This is a genomic window from Syntrophomonas wolfei subsp. wolfei str. Goettingen G311, assembly GCF_000014725.1.
In the GTDB taxonomy this organism is placed as follows: domain Bacteria; phylum Bacillota; class Syntrophomonadia; order Syntrophomonadales; family Syntrophomonadaceae; genus Syntrophomonas; species Syntrophomonas wolfei.
The window spans coordinates 408,123-433,656 of the sequence record NC_008346.1; the positions used below are offsets into that span (position 1 = coordinate 408,123).

A 25,534-nucleotide genomic window follows, 5' to 3' on the forward strand; every position below is an offset into this window, starting at 1 on the left:
GTCCCCTTGACACCCCCGGGATTACTTAAAGCCCTTATCCTGAGATTTTTCAAAATGCAAATCCAAATCAGTAAATGAATAAACCTTGATGGGATGGGTGAAACCCTTTACCAGTTCTTCGCCTACATAATGCAGAGAAGCTTTGGTTTCCCCTTCTGGAAGCAGATCGTAGGAGCGCTCGGAAACTAATACCAGGGTTTCAAAGAGCTTGGTCAAGGCTTCAACTCGAGAAGCCAGGTTGGCATCTTCTCCTATTAGTGTATAATCCATCCGTTCCGGGCTGCCTACATTGCCCACCACCACCGGACCGGTGTTGATGCCTACGGCTACCAGCAGAGGTACAGCGCCCTGTTCAGCCCACTTATGATTTAATTCTGCCACCTTAACCTGGATTTCCCGGGCCACCTTGATGGCCCTCTCCACATGATCCTCAAAATAGACCGGGGCTCCGAAAAAGGCCATGAGACCATCTCCCAGGTATTTATCCAGGGTGCCGCCATGGCTTTGAATGGAGTCGGTCATCGCAGTCAGGTATTCATTGAGCCGGTTGATTACATCCACTGGGTCCTTATTTTCGCTGAAGGCGGTAAAGCCGCGGATATCTGCGAACATGATAGTAACCACCTGTTTTTTGCCACCCAGGGAAATTTCATCCGGATTTTTCAAGAGTTCATCCACCACATCGGCGGAAACGTAGCGAGAAAACATGGCTTTGGTTTTACGTCTTCCCAGTTCAGCTCGAATAAATTCGGTGGCCGTTACCACCACATAAGTCAGCAAGATAAGGGCCAGGGGAGCAGCCAGGCTGAGCCATATTCGCTGGTATTCCCACAGACCATAAACCAGAGCAATGCTTGCCAGGGTTACCAGAACAGTTCCAATTAGCCCCTTCCAGGGACCGCGTCCTCTGACCACCAGTGAAGTGAGGAGGCCTGCCAGCAAAAGAAAGGCCATATTAAAAGGCTTTTCGGCCTCTCGGTACCAGCTGTCTTCTAGAAAAGTCTGGACAATGGAAGCGTGTATTTCCACCCCCGGGGTGTCCAGGGCTCCGCCCTTTACCATATTGCTGGTGGTATAGGGGGTGGTCACAAAGTCATGATCCTCCGGTGTAATGCTTCCGATAAGAACAATTTTGTCTTGGAAATAGGCGGGGGGGATTTTTTCCTCTATAACATCGGCATAGCTTATAGTCTTGAATGTGGCCTTCGGTCCCCAGAATTTTACCATAGCCTGGTTTAGTGGGCTTAACGGTATTTCTGTTTTCCCCAGCAGTAGACGATCTGCTTCTAGTTTAAGTTCTTCATAGCTAATGTCCTGGGCTACCATGGCGGTAGCAATGGCCAGGCTGGGAAAGGGAACTTCGAAGTAATTAACATCGACCAGAGTGGAGCGTCTTACCCTCTGGTCGATATCAGTTGGAGTGTTGACAAAGCCCAGGCCAGCGGCACCCGACATGAGCTCCTGCAGGGGGGGCTCAAAACCCTGAACCAGTTCGCCACTTTCATCTTTTTCAAAGGTAAACTTGGCTGCCAGTATTACCTGGCCATGTTTTTGAATGGCTGAGGCGAAAGCCTGGTCCTCACGGGCTTCCTGAGCAGAGTTGAAAGTAAGGTCAAAGCTTACCGCCCGGGCCTCTTTCAGTTTTTCCAGCAAACGAGCGTGAACGGAACGGGGCCAGGCCGGTGGCCCCAGGCGGGAGATGGAGGAATCGTCTATGGCCACTATTACTACTTTTTCGCCGGGATTTGAAGCTCCCTTAAGCCGGAAAAAGGCGTCATAGAGTCCCAGGTCACTGCGGGTAAAGAAACCCAGCATAACCAGACCCTGCAAGAGCAAAAAAAGCAGGATAGGAATAAAGAATCTATTATGGCTTATGCCGGAGAAGATTCTTCGGGGCTTTTTTTCTTCAAGCGGGTGAGATTCATAAGATAAATTCACAATTCAGATACCCTTCTTACCCTCGCAAACCACTACGCGAGGAATAGGCTTTGATGCAGATGTTTTCTCCATCCCAGAAAGCTATTTCGGGATGGGGGCTCTTATCTGGATCTTCAGGAGAACGGGAAAGCCGGTCTCCAATTCTAATCTGTCCGGGAGAAAGGCTGAGGGCAAAAATCAAGCGGTTCATATCCCCATAACAACCGGCATGAGCAATCCCGTCTAACTTACCTAGAACAATTATGTCACCGGCTGCTAATATTTCGGCGCTTTCATGGACATCGCCCCAAATAATTACCGAGCCTTCGGAGCGTAATTTTTGCCCGCTTCTCAGATTACGGTAGATTACCAGATCCTTAGAACTACCTTTGTTTACAGTGACTGCATTGTTATTCATAATCACCCCATGCCGCAGGCAGAGTTCTTGTAGAGAAGCGATTTGGGAATGAGAAAGTTTTTTCAATTCTTCTCCCTTGAATATCACCCGGGAACCGCTAAACAATTGTTTATTGGCAGTTAATTTCTCCTCCAAAAAACTGAGGTATTCATCAAAACTTCCCGGGCCGAATATGAATACTAAATTACCGTTTAAACCTTTTATTTTAACCATATCCAGTTATTACCTACCCTTTAAAGGAATGTTTATGTCCAGTGCTGAGTGCCGGCCTTCGCGAATTATCTTGACTTCGGGGCGTCCTTCTATTTCTACATGCCGGGAAATAACCTCTAAAATTTCTTCTTTCAGGGTTTCCATCAAACGGGAGGAGGTGCCGGTTCTGTCATGAGTTAGAACCACGCGCAAGCGATCATTGGCTTGCTTACGGCTGGAACTGTCTGCAAAGACCCGTTTTAAAAAATCCAACACTTATTATCCCTCCCTTATTGTTTAGAGAAAAGGTTGCGTCCCAGATTGCGGATTTTCCCCCATAATGAATCTTCCTCAAAGCTCGGGAAATCTACCTGCTGACCCAGGAGGCGGTTGGCAATATTATTAAAGGCTAGTCCAGCTTCCGAATGCTCATTTAATACTATAGGTTCACCTTTGTTGGTGGAAATAAGCACTTTCTTATCTTCCGGGACTATACCCAACAAGCTGATGCAAAGATGCTCCATCAAATCATCTATGCTCAACATATCACCACTTCTAACCATACTGGCCTGTAGGCGATTAATTACCAGTTGAATGTCCTGGAACTGGGCTGATTCCAACATGCCGATAATGCGGTCAGCATCCCTTACGGCGGAAACCTCTGGGTTAGTTACTACTATAGCTTTATCAGCAGCCGCGATAGCATTCCTGAAACCCTGTTCTATGCCGGCAGGACAGTCGATAAAAATAAAGTCAAATTCTGGCCGGAGTTGCCGGCAGATTTCTTGCACCTGTTCGGGCTTTATGTCATCTTTGTTACGGGTCTGGGCTGCCGGCAGCATATAGAGTTCGGGAAAACGCTTGTCTTTCACCAGGGCTTGCTTCAGAGTGCATTCCCCTTCTATTACCTGAATAATATCATAGATAACACGATTCTCCAGGCCTAGAATAAGATCAAGCTTTTTTAGCCCTATATCCAGATCCATAACTGCAATTTTATAACCCTTCCGCGCCAGAGCACTGGCAACATTGGCTACAGTGGTAGTTTTTCCTACACCGCCCTTGCCTGAGGTCACGACTATTACGCTACTTCCTTCAGTTTTTTTCCCCATTTGGAAAAGGCCTCCCCATTTTGAATAAATTTAATTCTCAAATCGAGATAGTCGAAATTCTCCCAGCAGACTACCTGAACTTGTCGAATAAAGAAAAGATTCTATTTAATTGTAAATGATATTTGTTAGGGAATAAACTGCTATTTTAAAGAGATGGGGGATAATATAGTGAAATAACCCGCTTGGAAGCCGGGACTGACACGTTTTAAGAAGGAGTTGGAAAGGAGTAATTTATTAAGGAGAAAGGAAAAAGAGTTCAGGGTTAATCATTATTGAACTTGATATTATCGAACAGGTTGCATTAAAGGTCACGCAAAAGGGTAATAGAAGTTTGAGTATTCACTCAGATGAGGCAATACTATAGTGGCAGCAAAAAACATCTCTAATTCCCAAATAACGAGAGGTGAAATATATCCCTAAGCAGTCGCCTATTAACAAAACAGGCGGCGGGTTCCCCGCCTCGTTGCAGCGGTGTGTTGAAACTGCTCCGCAGTTTCTTCCGATGCTTAAAAAAACCCGATTCGTAAATTTACATGGGAATTTGTATGTAAACCTTGCTTTGTGAGAGAAGAAAGCTTAATATTTTATAAGCGTTTTCAATAAGATATTATTAGTGAGGTTTAGAGTTTATCCCACCAGTCGAAACCATTGAATAGAAAAACACCTACTATAGAGGCTACCAGACCTAAACCCAAACAAATGACTAGTACCAACGCAAAGACAGATTCAAACGATTCCATCCCTATCACCTCGAAACCAACCCCACTATAGTAATAATATCACTAATTTATGGTTTTAGACAGCTATTTAGAATAACTTTATCTTATCTATTTGTTCAACTCATAAATAATATACGCTTTACCGGCAAATTTGTTGAAACAAGTACAATTACCTTATCGTGGAATAAAATAATACTGGTATTTAAGGGCGGGAGTAGTAATAGTAACTTTTTTATTACTTGCTTGGCGCAGCCGGTGGTCATAGGGATTGGGTAAAAAGCCAAGGGCAGGTATTTTAAAGAAGAGCTATTTGGAGGGACTAAAAAGAGGAAAAGCTCTGGGTTTTGTAGAATAGAATTATTAAGGACTGAAATGAATCAGGGGAAAAGTAAAACGTCTAAAGGGGGACGATATTATGGCAGATAATAAGTTGCATATTTTCGCAGTATCTGATTCGGTAGGTGAAACCGCAGAAAAAATCGCGGTGGCATCAGTATTACAGTTCAATCTTGATCGGAATATTACTCGTTTCTCCAGGGTAACCAAGGAAGAACAAGTGGAAAAAATAATTGATCAGGCGGTTGAGAATGATGCCATTATCATTTATACCATCGTAAAACCGGAATTATCGCGCTTCCTGGATGAAACCGCCCGGATAAAACAGGTTATCGCGGTTAATGTTATGGCTCCTCTTTTTGATGCAATTCAATTCAAAACCGGACAAAAACCAGAGTATATTACCGGATTAACCCATAAGATGGATGATCAGTATTTCAACCGTATGAAGGCCATAGAGTATACCATTGAACATGACAACGGACAGAATCTTGACAGCGTTCATGAAGCGGATTTGATAGTCCTCGGATTGCCCAGAACTTCAAAAACCCCACTTTCGATGCATTTAGCCAACCTGGGGATAAAGGTGGCCAACTATCCGATACTTATGGATACTGAGATCCCGCAAGAGATTGTTGATTTAAAGGGTCGGATTCCAATGGTTGGACTTACCATTGATATCGATACCCTTATGGAATTGCGCAAAGAAAGGTTCCGGAGTTTTGAACTGCCAGATGACATTGAGACCCTGGATGACCTGGTGGCTGAGGAATTGGATAACGCTTACCGGATTTATGCCAAGTTAAAATGCCTGGTAATTGATGTTACCCTTGATGATATTGAGGAGGTGGGTAATACCATTACCCACAAGTTTAATTTACCCTTACGTATAACCCATCACCGCTTTTAGAGGTTAAAGTGATACTTTGCTTAACAGGAATCCACCAAATGGCAGCGGCCAAAAGAGGGGATAACCAGTTTTTCGGGTTATCCCCTATATTATTATTTTATTAATCGCTGTTGCTACATCAGGGTCAAACTGGGAACCGGAACATTGCGTTATTTCCTCCAGTGCCTTGTAAGTGGAATAAGCTGGATGGTAAGGGCGTTTGGTAGTCATAGCGTCAAAACTATCTGCAACACTTATTATCCTGGCCAAAAAGGGAATTTCTCTTCCCTTAAAGCCATCCGGGTAACCCTTCCCATCATAATGTTCGTGGTGATGCCGAACGATACTTAAAACTCCGGTCGAATATCCCATGTTTTCCAACATTTCATAGCCAATAAGCGGATGCCTTTTTAGCAATAACCACTCATCATCATTTAAAGGGCCTTCCTTACAGAGTATATGCTTACCAACCCCTATTTTACCAACATCGTGAAGTAACGCTCCATCATGCAGGGTTTTCCTGAGCTCTGCATTTAGCCCCATTTTTACAGCAATGCAATCCGCCAAACTGGCGACTCGTAAGCTATGGGAACAGGTATAGTGGTCTATCAAATCCACTACCCGTAATAAAGTTCGGGCGACAATAAGCAATTCCTCATTATAGCTTAATGAAGTTGTCTTTTTAAATAGACCGGGTAGTTTTAAGAGTGGCTTTTTTACATATTTAAAAAATCTTTTTTTCATAGGCCCCAACCCCTCCCCATTTAATTGCAATAATATGGCAATGAAGGGATAAAGGTGCAAAAATATTGTTCAAGATTTTATAATAGCTCAAATCTGTAAATTCTTTTATTATTCAGCGCATTATTTGTGGATTTAAGATTACATAAAAAATAGTCTGGAGGGGATAATATTCAAAGCAAAAGTATGATTCTACTGAGAGATGTTTTCTTAAATAAAAGAGTAGACCAATCTCTTTTAAAGGGAAATTTCGAGTCCTTTCCCGCAGGTACATCAGTAGAAGCTTAATAGAAAAGGAGGAAAAGCGATGCATAATAAAAAAGGAAAAATCATGAGTAAGGATGATTTTTTGCAAAACAGTCTTTATGCCAAAGAAGAATACGAAGGTCTATTGGTAAGCTCTGACACCAACAAGGGTGTTTACAACATCGGAATTGAACTGGGCAACAATCAGATACTATTAATAGACCAGGTTAAAGATAGTGAAGTCCATGAACGGGTTCATATGTGGGTACCACAGATACAGGAAATACAAAGAAGATATGGATTTGAGGGTGATTTAGGTAATTATTCTTCCTGAAAATCCTCTCTCCCGTATTTTCAGAGGATTGGTTACAAATACCTTTACGAAAGGGGGAATCATGATGTCAAAAGTCGAGGCTTACGAAACTCCTATTATGAGCCTGGAAGAATTTAATGTTGGATTGTTAGAGAAGGATCGCATTCCTGGATTGCTTATTCGTTCTGATGAACAAGGCTTCTATAATATAGGTGTGCAAATTAATGATCGAGAAGTGGTAAAAGTAGCTTCTGCTATGGAAGATGATGCCATGTATAAAATTCAATTTTGGGCAGATAAAGTTGATCAAATAAAAGACCAGTACAAGGAGCGTCAACCACAGCTTAAGTAAAGGGGGGAAAGCCCCCTTCACAATTTTTACACATAATCCTGTCCCTGTTCTATAATAATATAATAGGGGGAGGGTTATTAATGAATTTTTATCATTATATAAGGTTTCCTTTTCGTGATGAAGACTGGATTAAAAAAATCCTTTTAGGTTGTGTCATCTCTATAGTTCCGGTTCTCAATCTGCTTAGTTTATGTTATTTTGTGGAATGTATGAAATTTGGGATGGCTGGTCGCCAGTCCTTACCTGAATGGGAGCGTTGGGAGGATTTTGTTCGGGAAGGGATTATAGCTTTTTTAATCTCTCTGGGATATTTCTTAGTGCCGTTGATTTTAGCCTTCCTCCTCTTGCATATCCCCATGGTGGGTGTTTTTCTGGTATCTATTATCATCCTGGCCATTGGAATGATTATTCCTCTGGCTATTGCCAACTACCTTAAAGATCATTATCCTATGGACGCCATTAATTTTAAAGAGATATTTTACATGATGAATCAGGTAGCTTCCAATTATATACCGGCATATTTTATGGCTGTTTTTTTAATGGCACTGGGTTTAACGATTGTCTTTCTTCTTCCCTATTTATCATTCCTGGGAGTATTGCTGATTTTTTACTGTGGAATGATCTTTTTCCATTTCACCGGGAGCCTGCTTAATTCCTGAATCTAGGCCAGAATAACCAAGTCTGACAAGGTTTCCGCCAGAGTAGAGTAGATTGTTTCCTTCGTATTTCCATAAGAGCATTTTTTTATAGACAAGCTCCCCACGGCCACAGGTAAATAGTTTTAACAAAATTAGATATTTACCCAACCTTTATTAAACAGGAAATGAAGTATTAAACCGACCATAAAGGCAATCGCTGGGTTCACAGCAATACTGATTATTAATACTACCGCAAAACAGAACAAAGTTTTTTTATCTCCAAAATCCTGCACTCCTCGAACCAGGTCTACTCCGCTGAAAAAGAGGAGACCACCTAGTACGGCCTGGGGAATTACCTGTAACAAATCAACTCCTGCAGGTCCCAAAAATATGCCGGTAAATAGAAGAATTATTCCCATTAAGGCTGGGGTAAAACCGGTTCTACCACCAAAACGATAATGAGCTGCCAGTCCACCGCTACCATGGCACATGGCAAAACCACCCAGAGGGGCGGCCAGGAGATTGCCAATGCCCAGGGTCAGGCATAGATTTCTTTCATTTACTTTTTCTGATTGCTCTGGGAAAAGCTCGTGAGCTAAAATGGCTGTTACCAAAACGGAATTAGTTAAAGTAAGGGGCAACTGGGGTAAATAAGCCAGGGTAAAGCCCCGGGCAAAATCGGTCCAGGCAGGTAAAATTAGGTGGGGCCAATAAAACCCCAATTGCAAACCGGGCCAGTGAAGTTCCGGGTGCAGGACAAATGCCAGCAGAGTTCCACCCACCACCCCCGCTATAGAAGCAGGGAACCGCCGGTTTTGAAAGAGAAAAAGCATGAACAACATTATAATAAGACCAAGCAGCAAATCGGTTTTTATATAATTTATCCCCAGCATGGCCAGGCTAACACCTAAACCTGCCTGGATACCAAGGGTTACGCTATCCGGCGTCAGACCAGCCAATCTACTTGCCAAACCGGTTATAGACAGGATGAATAAAGTTAAACCCATCATAATCCCTGCCGCAGCTACTTCTCCAGCAGTCAAATGGTGTACCAATATCGCTGCACCGATAATTTTCATAGGTTGAACCGGAATCGGAATACGATAAAAATATCCAGTAAAGATATACATCAAGCCAAAAGTTATAAAAATACTACTGGCATCCAGCCCACCAATTATAATAGCGCCCAGTACATAAGGTAGAAAAGTCCCCAGGTCAGCAATAGCACCAGAAATCTCACCATGAATTTCTGAAAAATCCCCAATCTTCATCTCTATAACTCCTCGTACTATTATAGGTCTTGCAAAGCAACAATCTTTAGTGAATACCTACTATATTATATTTTAAGTAATGATAGCAAGCTACTAGCAAGGATACAGCTCATTAATTTATATTAAGGGGTAAAAATTCACCTACCGGCAAAATTGTATACCGGACAAATATAACGAGGCGGTGGTTTCTAATCCCCTGCCTCGTTGTAGCGCTGTGCTGAAACTGCTTCGCAGTTTCTTCCGATGCTTAAAAGTAAGCAGGACATTTCTGTGGTAAAAAAGTTTTGCAAAAGAAAACTTGTCTTTTTCTTCTATAATAATATACCTCCCAATATAATATACATACTGCTTTCATTTGGTACAAAGCAATAACTATCCCCTGTTACATCCTTAGTATTCAGGTCAGAGTTTTGTTTTTCATTTTATGTTGACAATTGTCGATGTGGATGATATTATAATTCTTGCGCGCAAGCGGGAAGCTTGGCAGCGCAAAGTTCTTGATAAAACTGAACAGCAAGACTAGAAGTGCGAAAAAGTTAGGAAAGTCAAAAGATGACTTAACTAACGGCTCAACGAGAAAAAAGCCAGACGATGGCTAGGATAGACTTTTATTGGAGAGTTTGATCCTGGCTCAGGACGAACGCTGGCGGCGTGCCTAACACATGCAAGTCGAACGGATTTGGGAGGTGCGAGGTTAGAGGTTGTTTGAGAAGTGGGAAGTGAGAGGTTAGAAGTGAGAATCAATAGAAATTGGCGAAGCCAATTTCCTCAAAAGAACTCACATCCAACTTCGCAGATCTTACCTCACAGAGCAACTTCTCACCTCACACTTCTCAGATTAGTGGCGGACGGGTGAGTAACGCGTGGGCAACCTACCCATAAGCGGGGGATAACAGTTGGAAACGGCTGCTAATACCGCATAAGCTGTACAATACGCATGTTAAGTACAGTAAAGATGGCCTCTTAACAAAGCTATCACTTATGGATGGGCCCGCGTCTGATTAGCTAGTTGGTAGGGTAGCGGCCTACCAAGGCAACGATCAGTAGCCGGCCTGAGAGGGTGGACGGCCACACTGGGACTGAGACACGGCCCAGACTCCTACGGGAGGCAGCAGTGGGGAATATTGCGCAATAGGGGAAACCCTGACGCAGCGACGCCGCGTGAGCGAAGAAGGCCTTAGGGTTGTAAAGCTCTGTTGTAAGGGAAGAAGAACTTAAGCGAGAATATTGTTTAAGAGTGACGGTACCTTACTAGAAAGCCCCGGCTAACTACGTGCCAGCAGCCGCGGTAAGACGTAGGGGGCGAGCGTTGTCCGGAATTACTGGGCGTAAAGAGCACGTAGGCGGATATTTAAGTCAGATGTGAAAGACCGCAGCTCAACTGCGGGGTTGCATTTGAAACTGGGTATCTTGAGGGCAGGAGAGGGCAGTGGAATTCCTGGTGTAGCGGTGAAATGCGTAGAAATCAGGAGGAACACCAGTGGCGAAGGCGACTGTCTGGACTGACCCTGACGCTGAGGTGCGAAAGCGTGGGTAGCAAACAGGATTAGATACCCTGGTAGTCCACGCCGTAAACGATGGATACTAGGTGTAGGAGGTATCGACCCCTTCTGTGCCGCAGCTAACGCAATAAGTATCCCGCCTGGGGAGTACGGTCGCAAGGCTGAAACTCAAAGGAATTGACGGGGGCCCGCACAAGCGGTGGAGCATGTGGTTTAATTCGATGCAACGCGAAGAACCTTACCAGGTCTTGACATCCTACGGATTTCTATGAAAGTAGAAAGTGCCTTCGGGAGCGTAGAGACAGGTGGTGCATGGTTGTCGTCAGCTCGTGTCGTGAGATGTTGGGTTAAGTCCCGCAACGAGCGCAACCCCTGCTATTAGTTGCTAACATTAATGATGAGCACTCTAATGGGACTGCCTGTGACAAGCAGGAGGAAGGTGGGGATGACGTCAAATCATCATGCCCTTTATGATCTGGGCTACACACGTGCTACAATGGATGGTACAGAGGGCAGCGAAGCCGTGAGGTGAAGCGAATCTCAAAAAGCCATTCTCAGTTCGGATTGCAGTCTGCAACTCGACTGCATGAAGTCGGAATCGCTAGTAATCGCGAATCAGCACGTCGCGGTGAATGCGTTCCCGGGCCTTGTACACACCGCCCGTCACACCACGAAAGTCGGCAACACCCGAAGCCGGTGACTCAACTCGCAAGAGAGAGAGCCGTCCAAGGTGGGGTTGGTAATTGGGGTGAAGTCGTAACAAGGTATCCGTACCGGAAGGTGCGGATGGATCACCTCCTTTCTAAGGAGTAAGGAGAGGAAGAAGCAATGCTTCCTCCCGGACAAGTGGAAGAGAGGAATTGGCGAAAGACAATTCCAACAAATTGTCTAACCTCCAACTTCCCACCTCCCACTTCTCCTATCGGTCGATCCTTCTGGTCTTGACTGTTCGTTTTATATAAACAGTTCTTTGGAAACTGCATAGAGGGAAAGAAAGTAGGAACAATTTCATTGCCGCTTTAAAGAGATAATGCAAATTATTTCGCAAAGCAAAATGAGAAAGTTCTCTCGCAAAGGTCAAGATAAAAAGAGCGTATGGTGGATGCCTAGGCGCCAGGAGGCGAAGAAGGACGCGGCAAGCGGCGAAACGCCACGGGGAGCTGCAAGCGAGCATAGATCCGTGGATATCCGAATGGGGGAACCCGGCAGAGGCGAACCTCTGTCACCCTTACCTGAACACATAGGGTAAGAGGAGCGAGACCCGGTGAACTGAAACATCTTAGTAACCGGAGGAAGAGAAATCAAGCGAGATTTCCTAAGTAGCGGCGAGCGAAAGGGAAAGAGCCCAAACCATGCAGGTGTAAAGGCTGCAGCCGTTGCCTGTATGGGGTTGAGGGGTCTGCAGGACCATACTGCAGTATGGTCACAGAGTAAGAAAATATATGTTTAGCTGAATAAGCTGGAAAGCTCAGCCACAGAAGGTGAAAGCCCCGTAAGCGAAAAGCATATATCTCTGAGCAGAGACCCCGAGTACCGCCGGACACGTGGAACCCGGTGGGAAGCAGGGAGGACCACCTTCCAAGGCTAAATACTACCTGGCGACCGATAGAGAAGAGTACCGTGAGGGAAAGGTGAAAAGCACCCCGGGAGGGGAGTGAAAAGAACCTGAAACCGTATGCTTACAAACAGTAGGAGCACTATTGGGAAGTGAGAAGTGGGAAGTTAGAAGTGAGAAAAGGGAAGAAATCGGCACAGCCGATTTCATCACAAAATCCCACCTCCCGCCTCTCACCTCTCACTTCCCAAGTGTGACTGCGTACCTTTTGTAGAATGGGCCAGCGAGTTACTGTATTAAGCAAGGTTAAGTTCAAGAAGGATGGAGCCGCAGCGAAAGCGAGTCTTAATAGGGCTATATAGTTTAATGCAGTAGACCCGAAACCGGGTGATCTATCCATGGCCAGGGTGAAGCGATGGTAACACATCGTGGAGGCCCGAACCAGAGTGCGTTGAAAAGTACGTGGATGAGTTGTGGATAGGGGTGAAATGCCAATCGAACCCGGAGATAGCTGGTTCTCCCCGAAATAGCTTTAGGGCTAGCGTCAGGAAAAGAGCCTTGAGGGGGTAGAGCACTGGTTAGGCTAGGGGCCTTACACGGTTACCGAACCTTCCCAAACTCCGAATACCACAAGGTGCTACCTGGCAGTCAGACTGTGGGTGAAAAGGTCCATAGTCGAGAGGGAAACAGCCCAGACCAACAGCTAAGGTCCCCAAATCTATGCTAAGTGGGAAAGGATGTAGAGCTGCACAGACAGCCAGGATGTTGGCTTAGAAGCAGCCACCATTGAAAGAGTGCGTAATAGCTCACTGGTCAAGTGGCTCTGCGCCGAAAATGTAACGGGGCTAAGCATAGTACCGAAGCTTTGGCAGCGCGCGTAGCGCGCTGGGTAGGGGAGCATTCCTAATGGGCAGAAGCTGTACCGAAAGGAGCAGTGGACTGTTAGGAAGAGAGAATGCTGGCATGAGTAAGCGAGAAGGCAGGTGAGAATCCTGCCCGCCGTAAACCTGAGGTTTCCTGGGGAAGGCTCGTCCGCCCAGGGTAAGCCGGGACCTAAGCCGAGGCCGCAAGGCGTAGGCGATGGACAACTGGTTGAGAATCCAGTGCCACCTGAAGCCGCTATAAGCGATGGGGTGACGCAGGAGGATAGGTGAAGCGCACGGATGGAAGAGTGCGTCCAAGCACGTAGGGTAATGGGCAGGCAAATCCGCCCATTGAAAAGCCTGAGGTGTGATGGGGAGTGAAATATAGTAGCGAAGTCACTGAGTCCAAACTGCCAAGAAAAGCCTCTAGCAAGGTAACAGGTGCCCGTACCGAAAACCGACACAGGTAGGTGAGGAGAGAATCCTAAGGCGCGCGAGAGAACCCTCGTTAAGGAACTCGGCAAAATGACCCCGTAACTTAGGGAGAAGGGGTGCTCTATTAGCGTGAGTATGTTTAACATATATGAGCGTGAGAGAGCCGCAGTGATCAGGCCCAGGCGACTGTTTAACAAAAACACAGGTCTCTGCCAAATCGAAAGATGAAGTATAGAGGCTGACGCCTGCCCGGTGCCGGAAGGTTAAGAGGAAGTGTTAGCGCAAGCAAAGCACTGAGCCGAAGCCCCGGTGAACGGCGGCCGTAACTATAACGGTCCTAAGGTAGCGAAATTCCTTGTCTGGTAAGTTCAGACCCGCACGAAAGGCGTAACGATCTGGGCACTGTCTCGACGAGGGGCTCGGTGAAATTGTAATACCGGTGAAGATGCCGGTTACCTGCGATAGGACAGAAAGACCCCGTGGAGCTTTACTGCAGCTTGATATTGAATTTTGGTAGTTGATGTACAGGATAGGTGGGAGACTAAGAAGTGAGGTCGCCAGGTCTCATGGAGTCAACGGTGGGATACCACTCTTTAATTGCTGGGATTCTAACCTGGGCCCGTAATCCGGGTCAGGGACAGTGTCTGGCGGGCAGTTTGACTGGGGCGGTCGCCTCCCAAAGAGTAACGGAGGCGCCCGAAGGTTTCCTCAGCGCGGATGGAAATCGCGCGAAGAGTGTAAAGGCATAAGGGAGCTTGACTGTGAGAGAGACATCTCGAGCAGGGACGAAAGTCGGGCTTAGTGATCCGGCGGTACCGAGTGGAAGGGCCGTCGCTCATCGGATAAAAGCTACCCCGGGGATAACAGGCTTATCTCCCCCAAGAGTTCACATCGACGGGGAGGTTTGGCACCTCGATGTCGGCTCATCACATCCTGGGGCTGGAGAAGGTCCCAAGGGTTGGGCTGTTCGCCCATTAAAGTGGTACGTGAGCTGGGTTCAGAACGTCGTGAGACAGTTCGGTCCCTATCCATCGCAGGCGCAGGAGAATTGAGAGGATCTGTCCCTAGTACGAGAGGACCGGGATGGACAGACCGCTGGTGTACCAGTTGTCTCGCCAGAGGCATCGCTGGGTAGCTATGTCTGGGACGGATAAGCGCTGAAAGCATCTAAGCGCGAAGCCAACCTCAAGATGAGTTCTCCCACTCCGAGAGGAGGTAAGATCCCATCAAGAACAGGTGGTTGATAGGCCGGGTGTGTAAGTGTAGTGATGCATTAAGCTGACCGGTACTAATAGATCGAGGTCTTGACCTTAAAAACTTTCTTTCCCCTGCAGTTTCCAAAGAATTTCATAAAGCAATAAAATTTCCTGGTGACAATGGCGGAGAGGCCACACCCGTTCCCATCCCGAACACGGCAGTTAAGCTCTCCAGCGCCGATGGTACTGCGGTTAAGCCGTGGAAGAGTAGGTCGTTGCCAGGAATTAATTATTTTCTGGAGTAGAACATAAAAAGCAAGCAAAAATACAACATTCTGTTTTGTTCCGGGTGTGCCCCACCCGTTCCCATAGTCGCCAGTCAGCCCTGCGGGCTTCTATTTGTCGACACTAGGCGAGACATCGTCGCCGTCGCCGAACACGGCAGTTAAGCTCTCCAGCGCCGATGGTACTGCGGTTAAGCCGTGGAAGAGTAGGTCGTTGCCAGGAATTAATTATTTTCTGGAGTAGAACATAAAAAGCAAGCAAAATTACAACATTCTGTTTTGTTCCGGGTGTGCCACACCCGTTCCCATAGTCGCCAGTCAGTCCTGCGGGCTTCTATTTGTCGACACTAGGCGAGACATCGTCGCCGTCGCCGAACACGGCAGTTAAGCTCTCCCGCGCCGATGGTACTGCGGTTAAGCCGTGGAAGAGTAGGTCGTTGCCAGGAATTAATTATTTTCTGGGTAAGAAGGAAGCAAGGGGACGTTCTTTTTGCTTCCAAAAGTTCGCGGTGATAAAGCAGGGAAAAAGCATAACAATGGAGAAAGAATGGAAAATGCCTCTAGGTATTCAGATTTGTAAGCGAAGTTAACAGAGGGCAGGGATGACGGTGTTCATGCGCAATAGCCTAAAAAGCAGATTTATTATAGTAGTATTTACCGTTTGTTTTTGTTGCTTATTAGTGGTATCCCTGGTTAGCTACTATAATTCCTATATTCTGGTCAGAGAAGAAACCAACCAGGTAGCTCATGAAGCTGTAAACAGGTATGCTTCCGAGCTGAACAACTGGTTTATGCAGCAAGCGGGGGTTCTGCACGCTATATCCCAGGACATCGAAATAAACCGGGACTTTTCCGATGAATATTTATCTCTTTACCTCATGGAAAAATTCCAACGACGCGATTCATGTGTCATAGATTATTATATCGGCTTTGCTGATAGTAATAGGAAAATGGTTTGTGCTACCGGATGGGTTCCACCGGAAGATTATGAGGCAAGTACGCGGGAATGGTATAAAGAAGCGGTAAAAAACAATAAATTAGTCTACATAACCCCTTACCTGGATGCCGACACCAAAGAAATGGTTATTACCCTGGCCGATCCGATAAGAGATGGCGACAGGTTGCTGGGGGTATTGGCTGCGGACATATTGCTTACCGATGTAATGAAACTGGCTCAAGATGTACATATTGATAAAGAACACTACAGTTTCTTACTGGATGATTGCTATAATTTCATAGTTCATCCTCATCCGGATTTTCAGCCGCTGGCCTCGGAGTCGAGAAATGCTTCCCAGGTTATGCAGGGTTTGTATCGCCCGCTAACAGAGCAAATCCAGGAGGGACGCTACCCGATTATTGAACTAAAGGATTACGATAATAGCAAGAGGTGCTTTGCTTTAAGCGAAATCAAGGAGACTGGATGGACCTTTGGTATTGCTATCCCACATTCGGAATATTTCGGACCCCTGAAAAAGTTATGGTATGGTTTTGCCCTGGCTCTGGCCATTTCCCTCTTTATTGGTTTTATCATTATATTACCGGTGGTGCGGAGCTTGCTCCGTCCCATTGAAGACTTGCATCAAGCCGTAGGGCGTTTTGCGGATAAGGATTTTTCTGCACGTTCCCCGGTTACTTCCGCTGATGAGGTGGGTGAACTAAGTAATAATTTTAACCGCATGGCGGATATCATCCAGGAATATAATGTCGGACTGGAGAGAAAGGTTGAAGAGAGAACGGCTGCTATCAGGAATCTTTTAGACAATGCCGGTCAGGGTTTCCTCTCATTTGGCTCTGATTTGCAGATTAATCAAGAGTATAGTTCGGAATGTAAACGGATATTCGGTTTTGACATAGCGGGGCAGTATTTCCCCAGGGTAATATTTCCCGGTGATGAAGCCGAAAAACAATTTTTAGAGAATGCTCTTCAAACCATATTTGGGGAAGAAGATGAATACCGCAGGGGTGTTTACCTTTCCCTTTTGCCGGAAGAGCTCATGATAAATGGCCGCCATATTCAGCTGGAGTATAAAGTTATAGCTAATCGGCGCCTAAAAGATAATTACAGTATTATGCTAATTATTACTGATATTACGGAAAAACGCTGCCTGGAGAAGCAGATGGAGGAGGAAAGAGAGCTACTGGAAATGGTGGTAAAAGTAGTAGCCAATAGAGATGATTTTCTGGAATACCGAAACGATTTTCAACGCTTTTGTATCCATGGCATAGGGGAATTGCTGGATAGTGACCTTCCCCGGGATGAAGTAATAGCAGAAATTTATCGGCAGATACATACTTTCAAAGGTGGATTTGCCCAGATGAAAATGGGTTATCTCTTTAATCAACTACATGATTGCGAATCAGAAATATCTGCCAGCCGCGATGAATTGCGGGAGATGTCAGCAGTAGAAATAAAGGATTTTCTCGATTCGTTTAAACTATTCGAGGCAATGGCCAGGGATATATCTTTACTGGAAGAGGTACTGGGTGAGGAATTCCTGGAACATGATAATAAATTGCTAATTGATGAGCAAAAGCTGCTGGAGATAAAACAAAAGATAATCACTTGCCTGGCTCCCTGGGAGTGCAAAATGTTATTGCCCTATATTAAGCGCTTGAGATTCAGGCCTTTTAAGGAGTTGTTGCGTTCCTATCCGGAAAGCGTGTCCAGCCTGGCTGAATCGCTGGGGAAAAGTCTTCTACCGCTGAGAATAACTGGCGGAGATATGCTGGTAGATAGCGATTATTATCATGATTTTTGTAAAAGCCTGCTGCATGTTTTCCGCAATGCCATAGACCATGGTTTGGAGTCTCCTGAAGATAGGCTGGAGCTGGGCAAAAATGAATATGGAATTATCTCGTGTGATATTAAAGAAGAAGATGGCGGTATTGCAGTAGTTATATCTGATGATGGGCGAGGCATAGATATAAATTTATTAAAAGAACAGGCTTTGGATAGGGGCATCTATGACGAAGAATATATAGAAGGTTTATCTTGTGAAGAGGCACTGCAGTTGATATTTGCAGATAGCCTTTCCTCTAAAGAAGAGGTTAGCAGTATTTCCGGCAGGGGTATGGGAATGCCAGCAGTGAAGGCCGAATTAGATAAACTAGGAGGAAAAGTAGAAATCAGCAGCGAAAAAGATCGGGGTACAAGATTTTGTTTTTGGCTTCCCGCTCATGATAAGATAGATATAGAAGATTTTTCTATTGAAGAAATAATTAATCCCCTGCTGGAAACCGCCCGGGAATTTTTTTCCCGGGAGATTGGAATTAACTTATTGCATTCTACCGAGGTGGAAAGGAAAAAGCGGCAGGAATTGCTCCGGATTACTGCTTTTATTACTATTAAAGGGGTTGTCCGAAGTTATTTTATCCTGAGTGTGGATGAAGAACTAGGGCGGTATTTGGTGCAGGCGATGACTATGGATGAAATCGAGAGTGGGACGGAAGAGGATTTCGTTGAAGATGTTCTGGCTGAATGTGCGAACATGATACTGGGCAATTCCATCAAGCTTTTCCCTGGCATAAGTGAACTGGTAATGCTGGAAGTGCCGGTTACCTTGTACTCCGACCAGACGGCTATCAAGCACCTGCAGGCTGATATATGGACCTGCGATTTCCTGTTCGAAGAGGGTAGACTTAGATTGGGCCTTATATCCCAAGAAGAAATATATTCTTGCCTATAACGAGGTGAAATATGCCCCCGCTTCTTTAATCGGCCGGGTTCCTATTAACAAAACAGGCGTCGGGTTCTAATCCCCCGCCTCATTGCAGCGCTGTGTTGAAACTGCTCCGCAGTTTCTTCTGATGCTTAAAGAATAACAATAAAGGGACTATTATGTTATTGTCAAAAGCATAGGTTTTCATTAAATTTTGTTTTTTCTTCTAAAATCATAGGGGTTCGAATTTTATTGTTTTCGGATATGCCAACCGGGCTGTTCAGATGGGTATCGGGTCATTGACGAAGGGGAGGTTATAATGGCCAAAATATTAATAGTTGATGATTCCAAGCTTATACGACGTAATCTCAGGATAATACTAACCAGGGCTGGCCATGAAATAATCGCTGAGGCCGAAAATGGTTTGCAAGCATTTCAAGAGTATGAAAAGAACCAGCCTGATTTGATTACCATGGATATTAGTATGCCTCTAATGGATGGAGTGGCTGCAGTTAAGAAGATTGTCTCCCAGTATCCAGACGCAATAATTATCATGATCAGTGCCATGGATCAAAAAAACATGGTTATGGCAGCCATCCAAAGCGGAGCCCGTAATTATATAATTAAACCTTTTTCTCCGGATAAGGTTGTTTCTGTAGTAAATGCTGCCCTGGCCAGTGTGGGCAAGGCTGTTGCTGCATCCCCGCAGCATTCTACTCTGGAGGACAAGCAGGTCTTGTATCCTTTTTATATAGAGGCTCATGATGCTAATGTTCGGGTAACAATAAAACAGAGTTTTGCCAGTGGTCATGTTAAACCTTTGCTAGATGCTCTACAGAGTTTTTTCAACCAAAAACCTTTACAAGTAACCTTTGATTTTGCTTCAGTCCAAATATATGAATACAGCTTGATTGACCGGTTAATCGAGTTAATGCAAACCATTAAAGATAATGAAGGAAAACTAAGGGTACTGGCTGAAGATAAAAAAATAACCCGCTATGTCAAGAGCAAGGGGATAATATAACAGGGGATGTCAGGCTGTGCTACAAGTATATACTGGTGAAGGTAAAGGGAAAAGTACTGCTGCCTTTGGGTTGGCTATGCGCGCGGCCGGTCACGGTTGCCGGGTTCGTATTATTCAATTTTTAAAGGGTAATACTTTTGCCGGCGAACTACGCTCAGCGAAGAAATTGGGCATAGAGGTCTTTTCTTTTGGAAGAAGCTGTCCCCACGCTACCCTTATTAAGGGTGGTTTTATGGAATGCGATGAATGTGCTGAATGCTGGGTTAGTCCGGAGGGATTGACGGAGAATGATCGGAAAAAAGCGACTATGGCCTGGCAACTAACGCAGAACACAGTTCGGGAGGGCAGTATTCATCTTCTCATTCTAGATGAAGTTTTTGCTGCTCTGGAACTGGAGTTGCTTCCTTATGAGGATTTCTTGAAATGGCTAGAAAACGCATCGCGCAGTATGGAAATAGTCTTAACCGGTAGAAACGCTCTGCCGGAAGTCATTGCCATCGCCCACTTGGTTTCCCGCATCGAAAAAGTAAAACATCCATTTGATATTAATGGCCACCCGCGGCGTGGAATTGAGTATTAAGCTAAGGAAGATGAGATCTCGGTTCCAAAATTTACTTGACAAATTCTTGCCCTTGAGCTGATAATATTATTTAGTGAAATCAAATATGATGAGATGAGATTAGATTAGTTGAGAAGAGAGTGACGAGATGAGCCGGTATAAGAATCTCTATGCCAGCACATTATTCGGTGCTGGTTTTTATTTTCCTTTCTTAAAAACTATGAAAAAAGGCAGAAGCAAAATCCGGGAATGCAGTTATTGCTGCATGAGTTTCCGGGCTGCTTTTGCTCGTTCTTTCACCATATCTCCAAGCATATTTACAGCGGGCAGCCTTCGCCTGCCTCAAGCATCCAGCATTTTGCCATTAGCCCTGCTTCCAATCATCTTTTGGCTGGCCAAGGATGGGCAGTATTGGCCTTCGGGCCATAAACTTGCTTGATCCGGTCGAACTAAAGCCATTCATTTCATTCATTATGAGAATAGAATCCCCTATGCCTTGTACTCGTCCATCTAATAAAGCATGAACAAGTATGATGTAGAAATGCTGATGCTTGTGGGTATGGGGCAATAAGAAGAAATAATAGCAGAGTAATGTAATAAAAGGGCAAAAGAAGAGAAGAGACGAGAGGAGAGGAGAAAAATGTTTGATCGTTATTTGAAAAGCGTAGTGGAGGGAGATTATCTCAACAGTGAGGAGGCTTATTTAACCGCCAGGATGCTGCTGCATGAAGATATTCCCGAGATAAAGGCGGCTGCCTTTTTGAGTGCTCTGCGCACCCGTAAGGAGAGCCAGGAGGAATTAACGGGCTTTGTGCAGGCCCTCTATGAAGAAGCCAAAATGGTTGACTGTGGAATGGAAGTACTGGATACCTGCGGAACCGGAGGCGATGGTCTGGGAACTTTTAACATTTCTACGGCCAGCGCTCTGGTGGTGGCCTCCTGTGGAGTAGCGGTGGCCAAACACGGCAACCGGGCGGTTACAGGCAAGGTAGGCAGTGCCGATGTTTTGGAGGCCCTGGGGGTAGAGGTGCAGTTGGAACCGGATGAAGCCCGGCAGTTGCTGGACAAGGCAGGAATTACCTTCCTTTTTGCCCCGCATTACCATCCCATTCTCAAACAGGTGGGGGGCTTGCGGCGCGGCCTGGGCATCGCTACCATTTTCAACTTTATGGGACCATTGTTAAATCCCTGTCGCCCCTCTTACCAGGTTTTAGGAATCTCTGACTCGAACCTACAGGAAGCCGTGGCCGGCACCCTTCAGCGTCTGGGGCGGAAACGGGCTTTGGTGGTTCATGCTTTTAATGGGATGGATGAAATCAGCCCGGAAGGAAAAACCCGGGTATTCGATGTGGGTGAACATGGGCTGGAGGTTTTTGATATCGACCCCGAAGAATTGGGAATAGGGGGCTTTTCATTGGACGCAATTCAGGGTGGCGATGCTACTGCCAGCGCCCGCCTCGTTATCAAAGTTCTGCAAGGTGAACCAGGGCCATATCGAGATACAGTAATCCTTAATACGGCAGCGGCCTTATTGACAGCAGGCCGGGCGAAAAATATACAGGAGGGAATGCAAATGGCCGCCGAAGCCATTGATGCCGGAAAGAGTATGGAGACCCTGCAGAAGATGATTAGCTTTAGCCGGGATCGGATCTTGGCATGTTAAAGACCATTGCTGAGGGGAAATTAAAGGAAGTGAAGCGGTTGCGGGAGTCCTTGGATATAGCGCAGGTAGAGGCCAGGTGTGAAACAAGCCGGCAAATCAGTTTAAGCCGGGATTCTGGAGGGAAGCTGCAGCTAATCGCGGAGATAAAGAAGGCTTCACCGCTCAAAGGTCTGCTGTGCAGGGAATTCTCACCTCTGGAAATGGCCCGTTCTTATGAGGCCAATGGGGCTGCGGTGATATCGGTAATTACCGAGCAGGAATTCTTTGATGGTAGGAAAGAGTACCTGCCGCTGGTAAAAACTGGGGTGAAGCTGCCAGTATTGCGCAAGGATTTTATAATCGATGAAGTGCAAATATATGAATCCCGGCAAATGGGAGCTGATTTATTGCTTTTAATAGCCGCTTTGCATGACTATGATAGCCTGCTGGCTCTGGTGGAAAAATGCTCAGCACTGGGGATGGAACCCCTGCTGGAAACCCATGGGCGGGAAGAAATAAAAATGGCACTGGATCTACCGGTAAAAATAATTGGTATCAACAATCGAAATTTGCGGGACTTTTCTGTGGACATTAGAAGCAGTCTGGATTTGCTTCCCTTGATACCTGATTCATACCTGAAGGTAAGTGAAAGCGGTATCAAGGAAGCCAGCGACCTGCGCTTGCTGGAAAGTGCCGGCTGTGATTTTGTCCTGGTAGGGGAAGCCCTGGTAACGGCAGCGGACCCCGGAGCCAAACTGCGCGAAATTTTATCATACCAGCAGGAGGAAGGCTTATGACCCGGGTTAAGATTTGTGGAATCCGCAGTCTGGAGGAGGCGATTGCGGCCAGAGAGGCTGGAGCCTGGGCCATAGGTCAGGTCTTTGCCCCTTCCCCCCGTAGGCTGGAAGTGGATATAGCTGCAGCAATAAATCGGGAATTAGGGCAGAGTATCCTGAAAATCGGGGTATTTGTAAATGAAGAAGCGGAGAACCTGCGCCGCATTGTAGCCAGCTGCCGCCTGGATATGGTGCAGTTGCATGGAGATGAAGAACCCGCTTACCTGGAAGAGGTGAGCGTACCGGTTATCAAGTCTTTTCGTGTGCGGGGCAGCCTGGAGCTGGAGCAGCTCAAGCGATGGCGTCCTTGGGCTTATCTTTTTGACAGCTATCACCCCGGTGTTTACGGGGGTACGGGAGAGAGTTTTGACTGGTCATTTTTGCAAGAAATAGCCAGGCAGGAAAGAATTATTCTGGCCGGGGGCCTGAATACGGAAAATGTTGGTCGGGCCATCCACCAGCTGCGACCCTTGGTGGTGGATGTCTCCAGCGGGGTAGAATACCCCAGCGGGGGCAAAGATCCGGCTAAAATAAGGGAGTTTATAAATATAGTCCAGGAGCAAGCCACTTAAAGAAAAAGTGCTTACTGGCATTAAAAAGCATAGACCACGCTACAAAAACCTTTTGTTGCAGAAGGGTTGCATAAATATACAAGCGAGCGTTGGCGAAGCCTGATTCGGAACGACACGGGGGTCGTTCCCTACAAACCCTGCGGTCGCTATTAAGGTGGCTGCGCGGTATATTTATACAAGCTAATGCATATTTATTACTTTTTGCAGTGATAGCACATGGGTAATTTAATTGAAGGAGGACTTGGAATGATGTACCCAGATGAACGTGGTTATTTTGGCCGCTACGGGGGAAGATTCGTACCGGAAACCCTGATACCGGCCTTGATGGAAACGGAAGAGGCTTACCGGGAATTGGCCGGAGATGAGAAGTTCCAGCAAGAGCTGCAATTATATCTAAAGGACTATGTGGGCCGAGAGTCGCCCCTGTATTTTGCCTCCCGCCTGAGCGAAAACGCAGGGAAAGCCCGGATATTTCTCAAGCGGGAGGATCTCAACCATACCGGGTCCCATAAGATTAATAATACCCTGGGGCAGGCCCTGCTGGCCCGTAAAATGGGCAAAAAAAGGCTCATAGCCGAGACCGGAGCCGGGCAGCATGGAGTGGCAACGGCAACGGCGGCGGCGGCTTTCGGCCTGGAATGTACGGTATATATGGGCAGCAAAGATATGGAAAGGCAAAGGCTGAATGTCTTTCGTATGCAGATGCTGGGAGCGGAGGTCCGGGGAGTAAAAAAAGGCAGTGAAACCCTGAAGGATGCTACCAATGAAGCTTTTCGCGATTACATCCGCAGTTTTGAATATTCCCATATGGTAATAGGTTCGGTAGTCGGCCCTCATCCCTATCCCATGATGGTCCGGGATTTTCAAGCGGTGATTGGCCGGGAGCTACGGCGGCAGTTCCAGGAACAGGAGGGGGGGCTTCCCGACTGCATTATCGCCTGTGTAGGCGGAGGCAGCAATGCCATGGGAATCTTCTATCCTTTCCTGGAGGACCCGGTAAAACTGCTGGGGGTGGAAGCCGGAGGCTGCGGTACGGCACCGGGTCAGCACTGTGCCACCCTTTCCCGGGGCAATGACGGGGTATTGCACGGGGCCTTCAGCCGTCTCCTGCAGGATGAATACGGGCAGGTGATGGATACCCATTCCATATCCGCTGGTCTGGATTACCCCGGAGTGGGACCGGAACACGCCTCTTTACGGGAAAGAGGAAGGGTGGACTATGTTCAGATGAGCGACCGGGAGGCTCTGGATGCCTTTGTGCAGCTCTGCCGGATGGAAGGAATAATCCCGGCATTGGAGAGTGCCCATGCAGTGGCTTATGCCTTAAAAATAGCCGCAGCCCTGGAAGAAGAAAAAAGCCTGGTCGTAAATCTATCCGGCCGGGGAGACAAGGATGTGGAAGAAGTGGCCCGTTTGCTGGGAGGTGTCGGGAATGGAAATTAGAAATAGATTGGCTCAACTGAGGGAAAAGGAAGAAATGGCCCTGATAGCCTTTATTATGGCAGCAGTCCCTGATGAAGATTTATGCCTGGACTGTATCCGGGCTCTGGAGCAAGGGGGCTGTGATTTGCTGGAGCTGGGGGTACCTTTCACGGACCCGCTGGCTGACGGTGAAGTGATAGAAAGATTTCATCACTGGGGGGTAAGGCTGGGACTGAACCTGAAACGGGGGCTGGATTTTGCCGCCCGGGTGCGGGCAGCCTGCCAGTTGCCGCTTATCCTTTTTTCCTATTACAATCCCATATTGCAAATGGGTTTGGACAGATTTGCCGGGGATTGCCGCTCAGCGGGGGTAGACGCGGTGATAGTACCAGATCTGCCTTTGGATGAGTTGGGAAGGCTGGCCGGCCAGGGCCTGGAGCTGATTCCTATGCTGGCTCCCAGCAGTACCTTGTCGCGGATACAGATGGCGGCGGATTTGGACCCTGCCTTTATATATTGCGTTTCGGTACGCGGAGTGACCGGGGTTAGGTCCCTGCCGGAGATGGAAATCAAGGATTACCTGCAAAAAGTAAGAAGAGTAAGCACGGCTCCCCTGGCCCTGGGTTTTGGCATATCCCAGCCCGAGCAGGTCAGGGCTTTCCGGGGGCAGGCAGATGGAGTAGTAATCGGGAGCGCCCTGGCCCAGATTATTGAAGAATACGAGTCCCGCCCCGCCCTCCTGCCCGGAATGCTGGAGAAGAGGTGCCAGGCACTTAAGTTGTTAAGTTAATGAAAAGTGAGGAGTGGGGATAAGGGGCGGAAAAACGGAAGCGGATTTCAT

Annotated in this window: 19 protein-coding genes and 5 rRNA genes; 18 read left to right on the forward strand and 6 right to left on the reverse strand. The window is 46.6% G+C overall.

Annotated features, from left to right (window positions below):
- Positions 1-21: 21 nt before the first annotated feature.
- The 4 genes from SWOL_RS01740 to minD are packed head-to-tail and all read right to left on the reverse strand — an operon-like array spanning position 22 to position 3,639.
- On the reverse strand, positions 22-1,938 hold the full coding sequence (locus SWOL_RS01740; protein ID WP_011639792.1) for a CHASE2 domain-containing protein: 1,917 nt from the start codon (positions 1,936-1,938) through the stop codon (positions 22-24).
- A 16-nt stretch (positions 1,939-1,954) separates the two neighbouring features.
- Positions 1,955-2,548 (reverse strand): septum site-determining protein MinC, encoded by a 594-nt coding sequence (locus tag SWOL_RS13430; protein ID WP_011639793.1) that lies wholly within the window; start codon positions 2,546-2,548, stop codon positions 1,955-1,957.
- A 9-nt stretch (positions 2,549-2,557) separates the two neighbouring features.
- Complete coding sequence (gene minE / locus SWOL_RS01750; protein ID WP_011639794.1) at positions 2,558-2,803, reverse strand: cell division topological specificity factor MinE; 246 nt, start codon at positions 2,801-2,803, stop codon at positions 2,558-2,560.
- 14 nt (positions 2,804-2,817) lie between these two features.
- A complete protein-coding gene (gene minD / locus SWOL_RS01755) occupies positions 2,818-3,639 on the reverse strand; it encodes a septum site-determining protein MinD (protein ID WP_011639795.1) in 822 nt (273 codons plus the stop codon).
- Between the two features lie 1,134 nt (positions 3,640-4,773).
- Between minD and SWOL_RS01760 the strand changes: the two genes are divergently transcribed.
- Positions 4,774-5,604: a pyruvate, water dikinase regulatory protein gene (locus SWOL_RS01760; RefSeq protein ID WP_011639796.1), complete on the forward strand. Its 831-nt coding sequence runs from the start codon at positions 4,774-4,776 to the stop codon at positions 5,602-5,604.
- Between the two features lie 84 nt (positions 5,605-5,688).
- Here SWOL_RS01760 and SWOL_RS01765 read toward each other — a convergent pair whose 3' ends face one another.
- Entirely contained in the window at positions 5,689-6,327 is a 639-nt protein-coding gene (locus SWOL_RS01765; protein ID WP_011639797.1) for an HD-GYP domain-containing protein, read from the reverse strand.
- A 304-nt stretch (positions 6,328-6,631) separates the two neighbouring features.
- On the opposite strand from SWOL_RS01765, the gene SWOL_RS01770 reads away from it, so the two are divergent.
- The 3 genes from SWOL_RS01770 (at position 6,632) to SWOL_RS01780 (ending at position 7,894) form a co-directional block, all read left to right on the forward strand.
- Positions 6,632-6,904: a hypothetical protein gene (locus SWOL_RS01770; RefSeq protein WP_011639798.1), complete on the forward strand. Its 273-nt coding sequence runs from the start codon at positions 6,632-6,634 to the stop codon at positions 6,902-6,904.
- Between the two features lie 64 nt (positions 6,905-6,968).
- Positions 6,969-7,235, forward strand: coding sequence for a hypothetical protein (locus SWOL_RS01775; protein WP_041427269.1), 267 nt, complete (start codon positions 6,969-6,971; stop codon positions 7,233-7,235).
- Positions 7,236-7,315: 80 nt separating this feature from the next.
- A complete protein-coding gene (locus SWOL_RS01780; RefSeq protein ID WP_011639800.1) occupies positions 7,316-7,894 on the forward strand; it encodes a DUF4013 domain-containing protein in 579 nt (192 codons plus the stop codon).
- A 131-nt stretch (positions 7,895-8,025) separates the two neighbouring features.
- Here SWOL_RS01780 and SWOL_RS01785 read toward each other — a convergent pair whose 3' ends face one another.
- Positions 8,026-9,144: a putative sulfate/molybdate transporter gene (locus SWOL_RS01785; protein ID WP_011639801.1), complete on the reverse strand. Its 1,119-nt coding sequence runs from the start codon at positions 9,142-9,144 to the stop codon at positions 8,026-8,028.
- Positions 9,145-9,752: 608 nt separating this feature from the next.
- Between SWOL_RS01785 and SWOL_RS01790 the strand changes: the two genes are divergently transcribed.
- The 14 genes from SWOL_RS01790 to trpA all read left to right on the forward strand — a co-directional run bounded on the left by SWOL_RS01790 (position 9,753) and on the right by trpA (position 25,483).
- Positions 9,753-11,448, forward strand: a 16S ribosomal RNA gene (locus SWOL_RS01790).
- A gap of 273 nt (positions 11,449-11,721) precedes the next feature.
- A 23S ribosomal RNA gene (locus SWOL_RS01795) occupies positions 11,722-14,811 on the forward strand.
- Between the two features lie 54 nt (positions 14,812-14,865).
- Positions 14,866-14,979, forward strand: a 5S ribosomal RNA gene (gene rrf, locus SWOL_RS01800).
- 114 nt (positions 14,980-15,093) lie between these two features.
- A 5S ribosomal RNA gene (rrf, locus tag SWOL_RS15205) occupies positions 15,094-15,202 on the forward strand.
- Between the two features lie 114 nt (positions 15,203-15,316).
- Positions 15,317-15,425 (forward strand): 5S ribosomal RNA (gene rrf / locus SWOL_RS15210).
- The 16S, 23S and 5S rRNA genes sit together here, the layout of an rRNA operon.
- 168 nt (positions 15,426-15,593) lie before the next feature.
- Positions 15,594-18,665, forward strand: coding sequence for a cache domain-containing protein (locus SWOL_RS13435; RefSeq protein WP_011639802.1), 3,072 nt, complete (start codon positions 15,594-15,596; stop codon positions 18,663-18,665).
- A 292-nt stretch (positions 18,666-18,957) separates the two neighbouring features.
- Complete coding sequence (locus SWOL_RS15125; RefSeq protein WP_011639803.1) at positions 18,958-19,662, forward strand: response regulator; 705 nt, start codon at positions 18,958-18,960, stop codon at positions 19,660-19,662.
- Positions 19,663-19,678: 16 nt separating this feature from the next.
- Positions 19,679-20,242, forward strand: coding sequence for a cob(I)yrinic acid a,c-diamide adenosyltransferase (locus SWOL_RS01825; RefSeq protein ID WP_011639804.1), 564 nt, complete (start codon positions 19,679-19,681; stop codon positions 20,240-20,242).
- 127 nt (positions 20,243-20,369) lie between these two features.
- Positions 20,370-20,660 (forward strand): hypothetical protein, encoded by a 291-nt coding sequence (locus SWOL_RS01830; RefSeq protein ID WP_011639805.1) that lies wholly within the window; start codon positions 20,370-20,372, stop codon positions 20,658-20,660.
- Positions 20,661-20,861: 201 nt separating this feature from the next.
- On the forward strand, positions 20,862-21,884 hold the full coding sequence (trpD, locus tag SWOL_RS01835) for an anthranilate phosphoribosyltransferase (protein WP_011639806.1): 1,023 nt from the start codon (positions 20,862-20,864) through the stop codon (positions 21,882-21,884).
- Positions 21,878-22,660, forward strand: coding sequence for an indole-3-glycerol phosphate synthase TrpC (trpC, locus tag SWOL_RS01840; protein ID WP_011639807.1), 783 nt, complete (start codon positions 21,878-21,880; stop codon positions 22,658-22,660). The genes trpD and trpC overlap by 7 nt, the downstream gene beginning before the upstream one ends.
- A complete protein-coding gene (locus SWOL_RS01845; RefSeq protein WP_011639808.1) occupies positions 22,657-23,271 on the forward strand; it encodes a phosphoribosylanthranilate isomerase in 615 nt (204 codons plus the stop codon). Before trpC ends, SWOL_RS01845 begins: the two co-directional genes overlap by 4 nt.
- Before the next feature lie 249 nt (positions 23,272-23,520).
- Positions 23,521-24,714 (forward strand): tryptophan synthase subunit beta, encoded by a 1,194-nt coding sequence (gene trpB / locus SWOL_RS01850; RefSeq protein ID WP_041427695.1) that lies wholly within the window; start codon positions 23,521-23,523, stop codon positions 24,712-24,714.
- Positions 24,704-25,483, forward strand: a complete 780-nt coding sequence (trpA, locus tag SWOL_RS01855) for a tryptophan synthase subunit alpha (RefSeq protein ID WP_011639810.1) — start codon at positions 24,704-24,706, stop codon at positions 25,481-25,483. Before trpB ends, trpA begins: the two co-directional genes overlap by 11 nt.
- Positions 25,484-25,534: the final 51 nt, after the last annotated feature.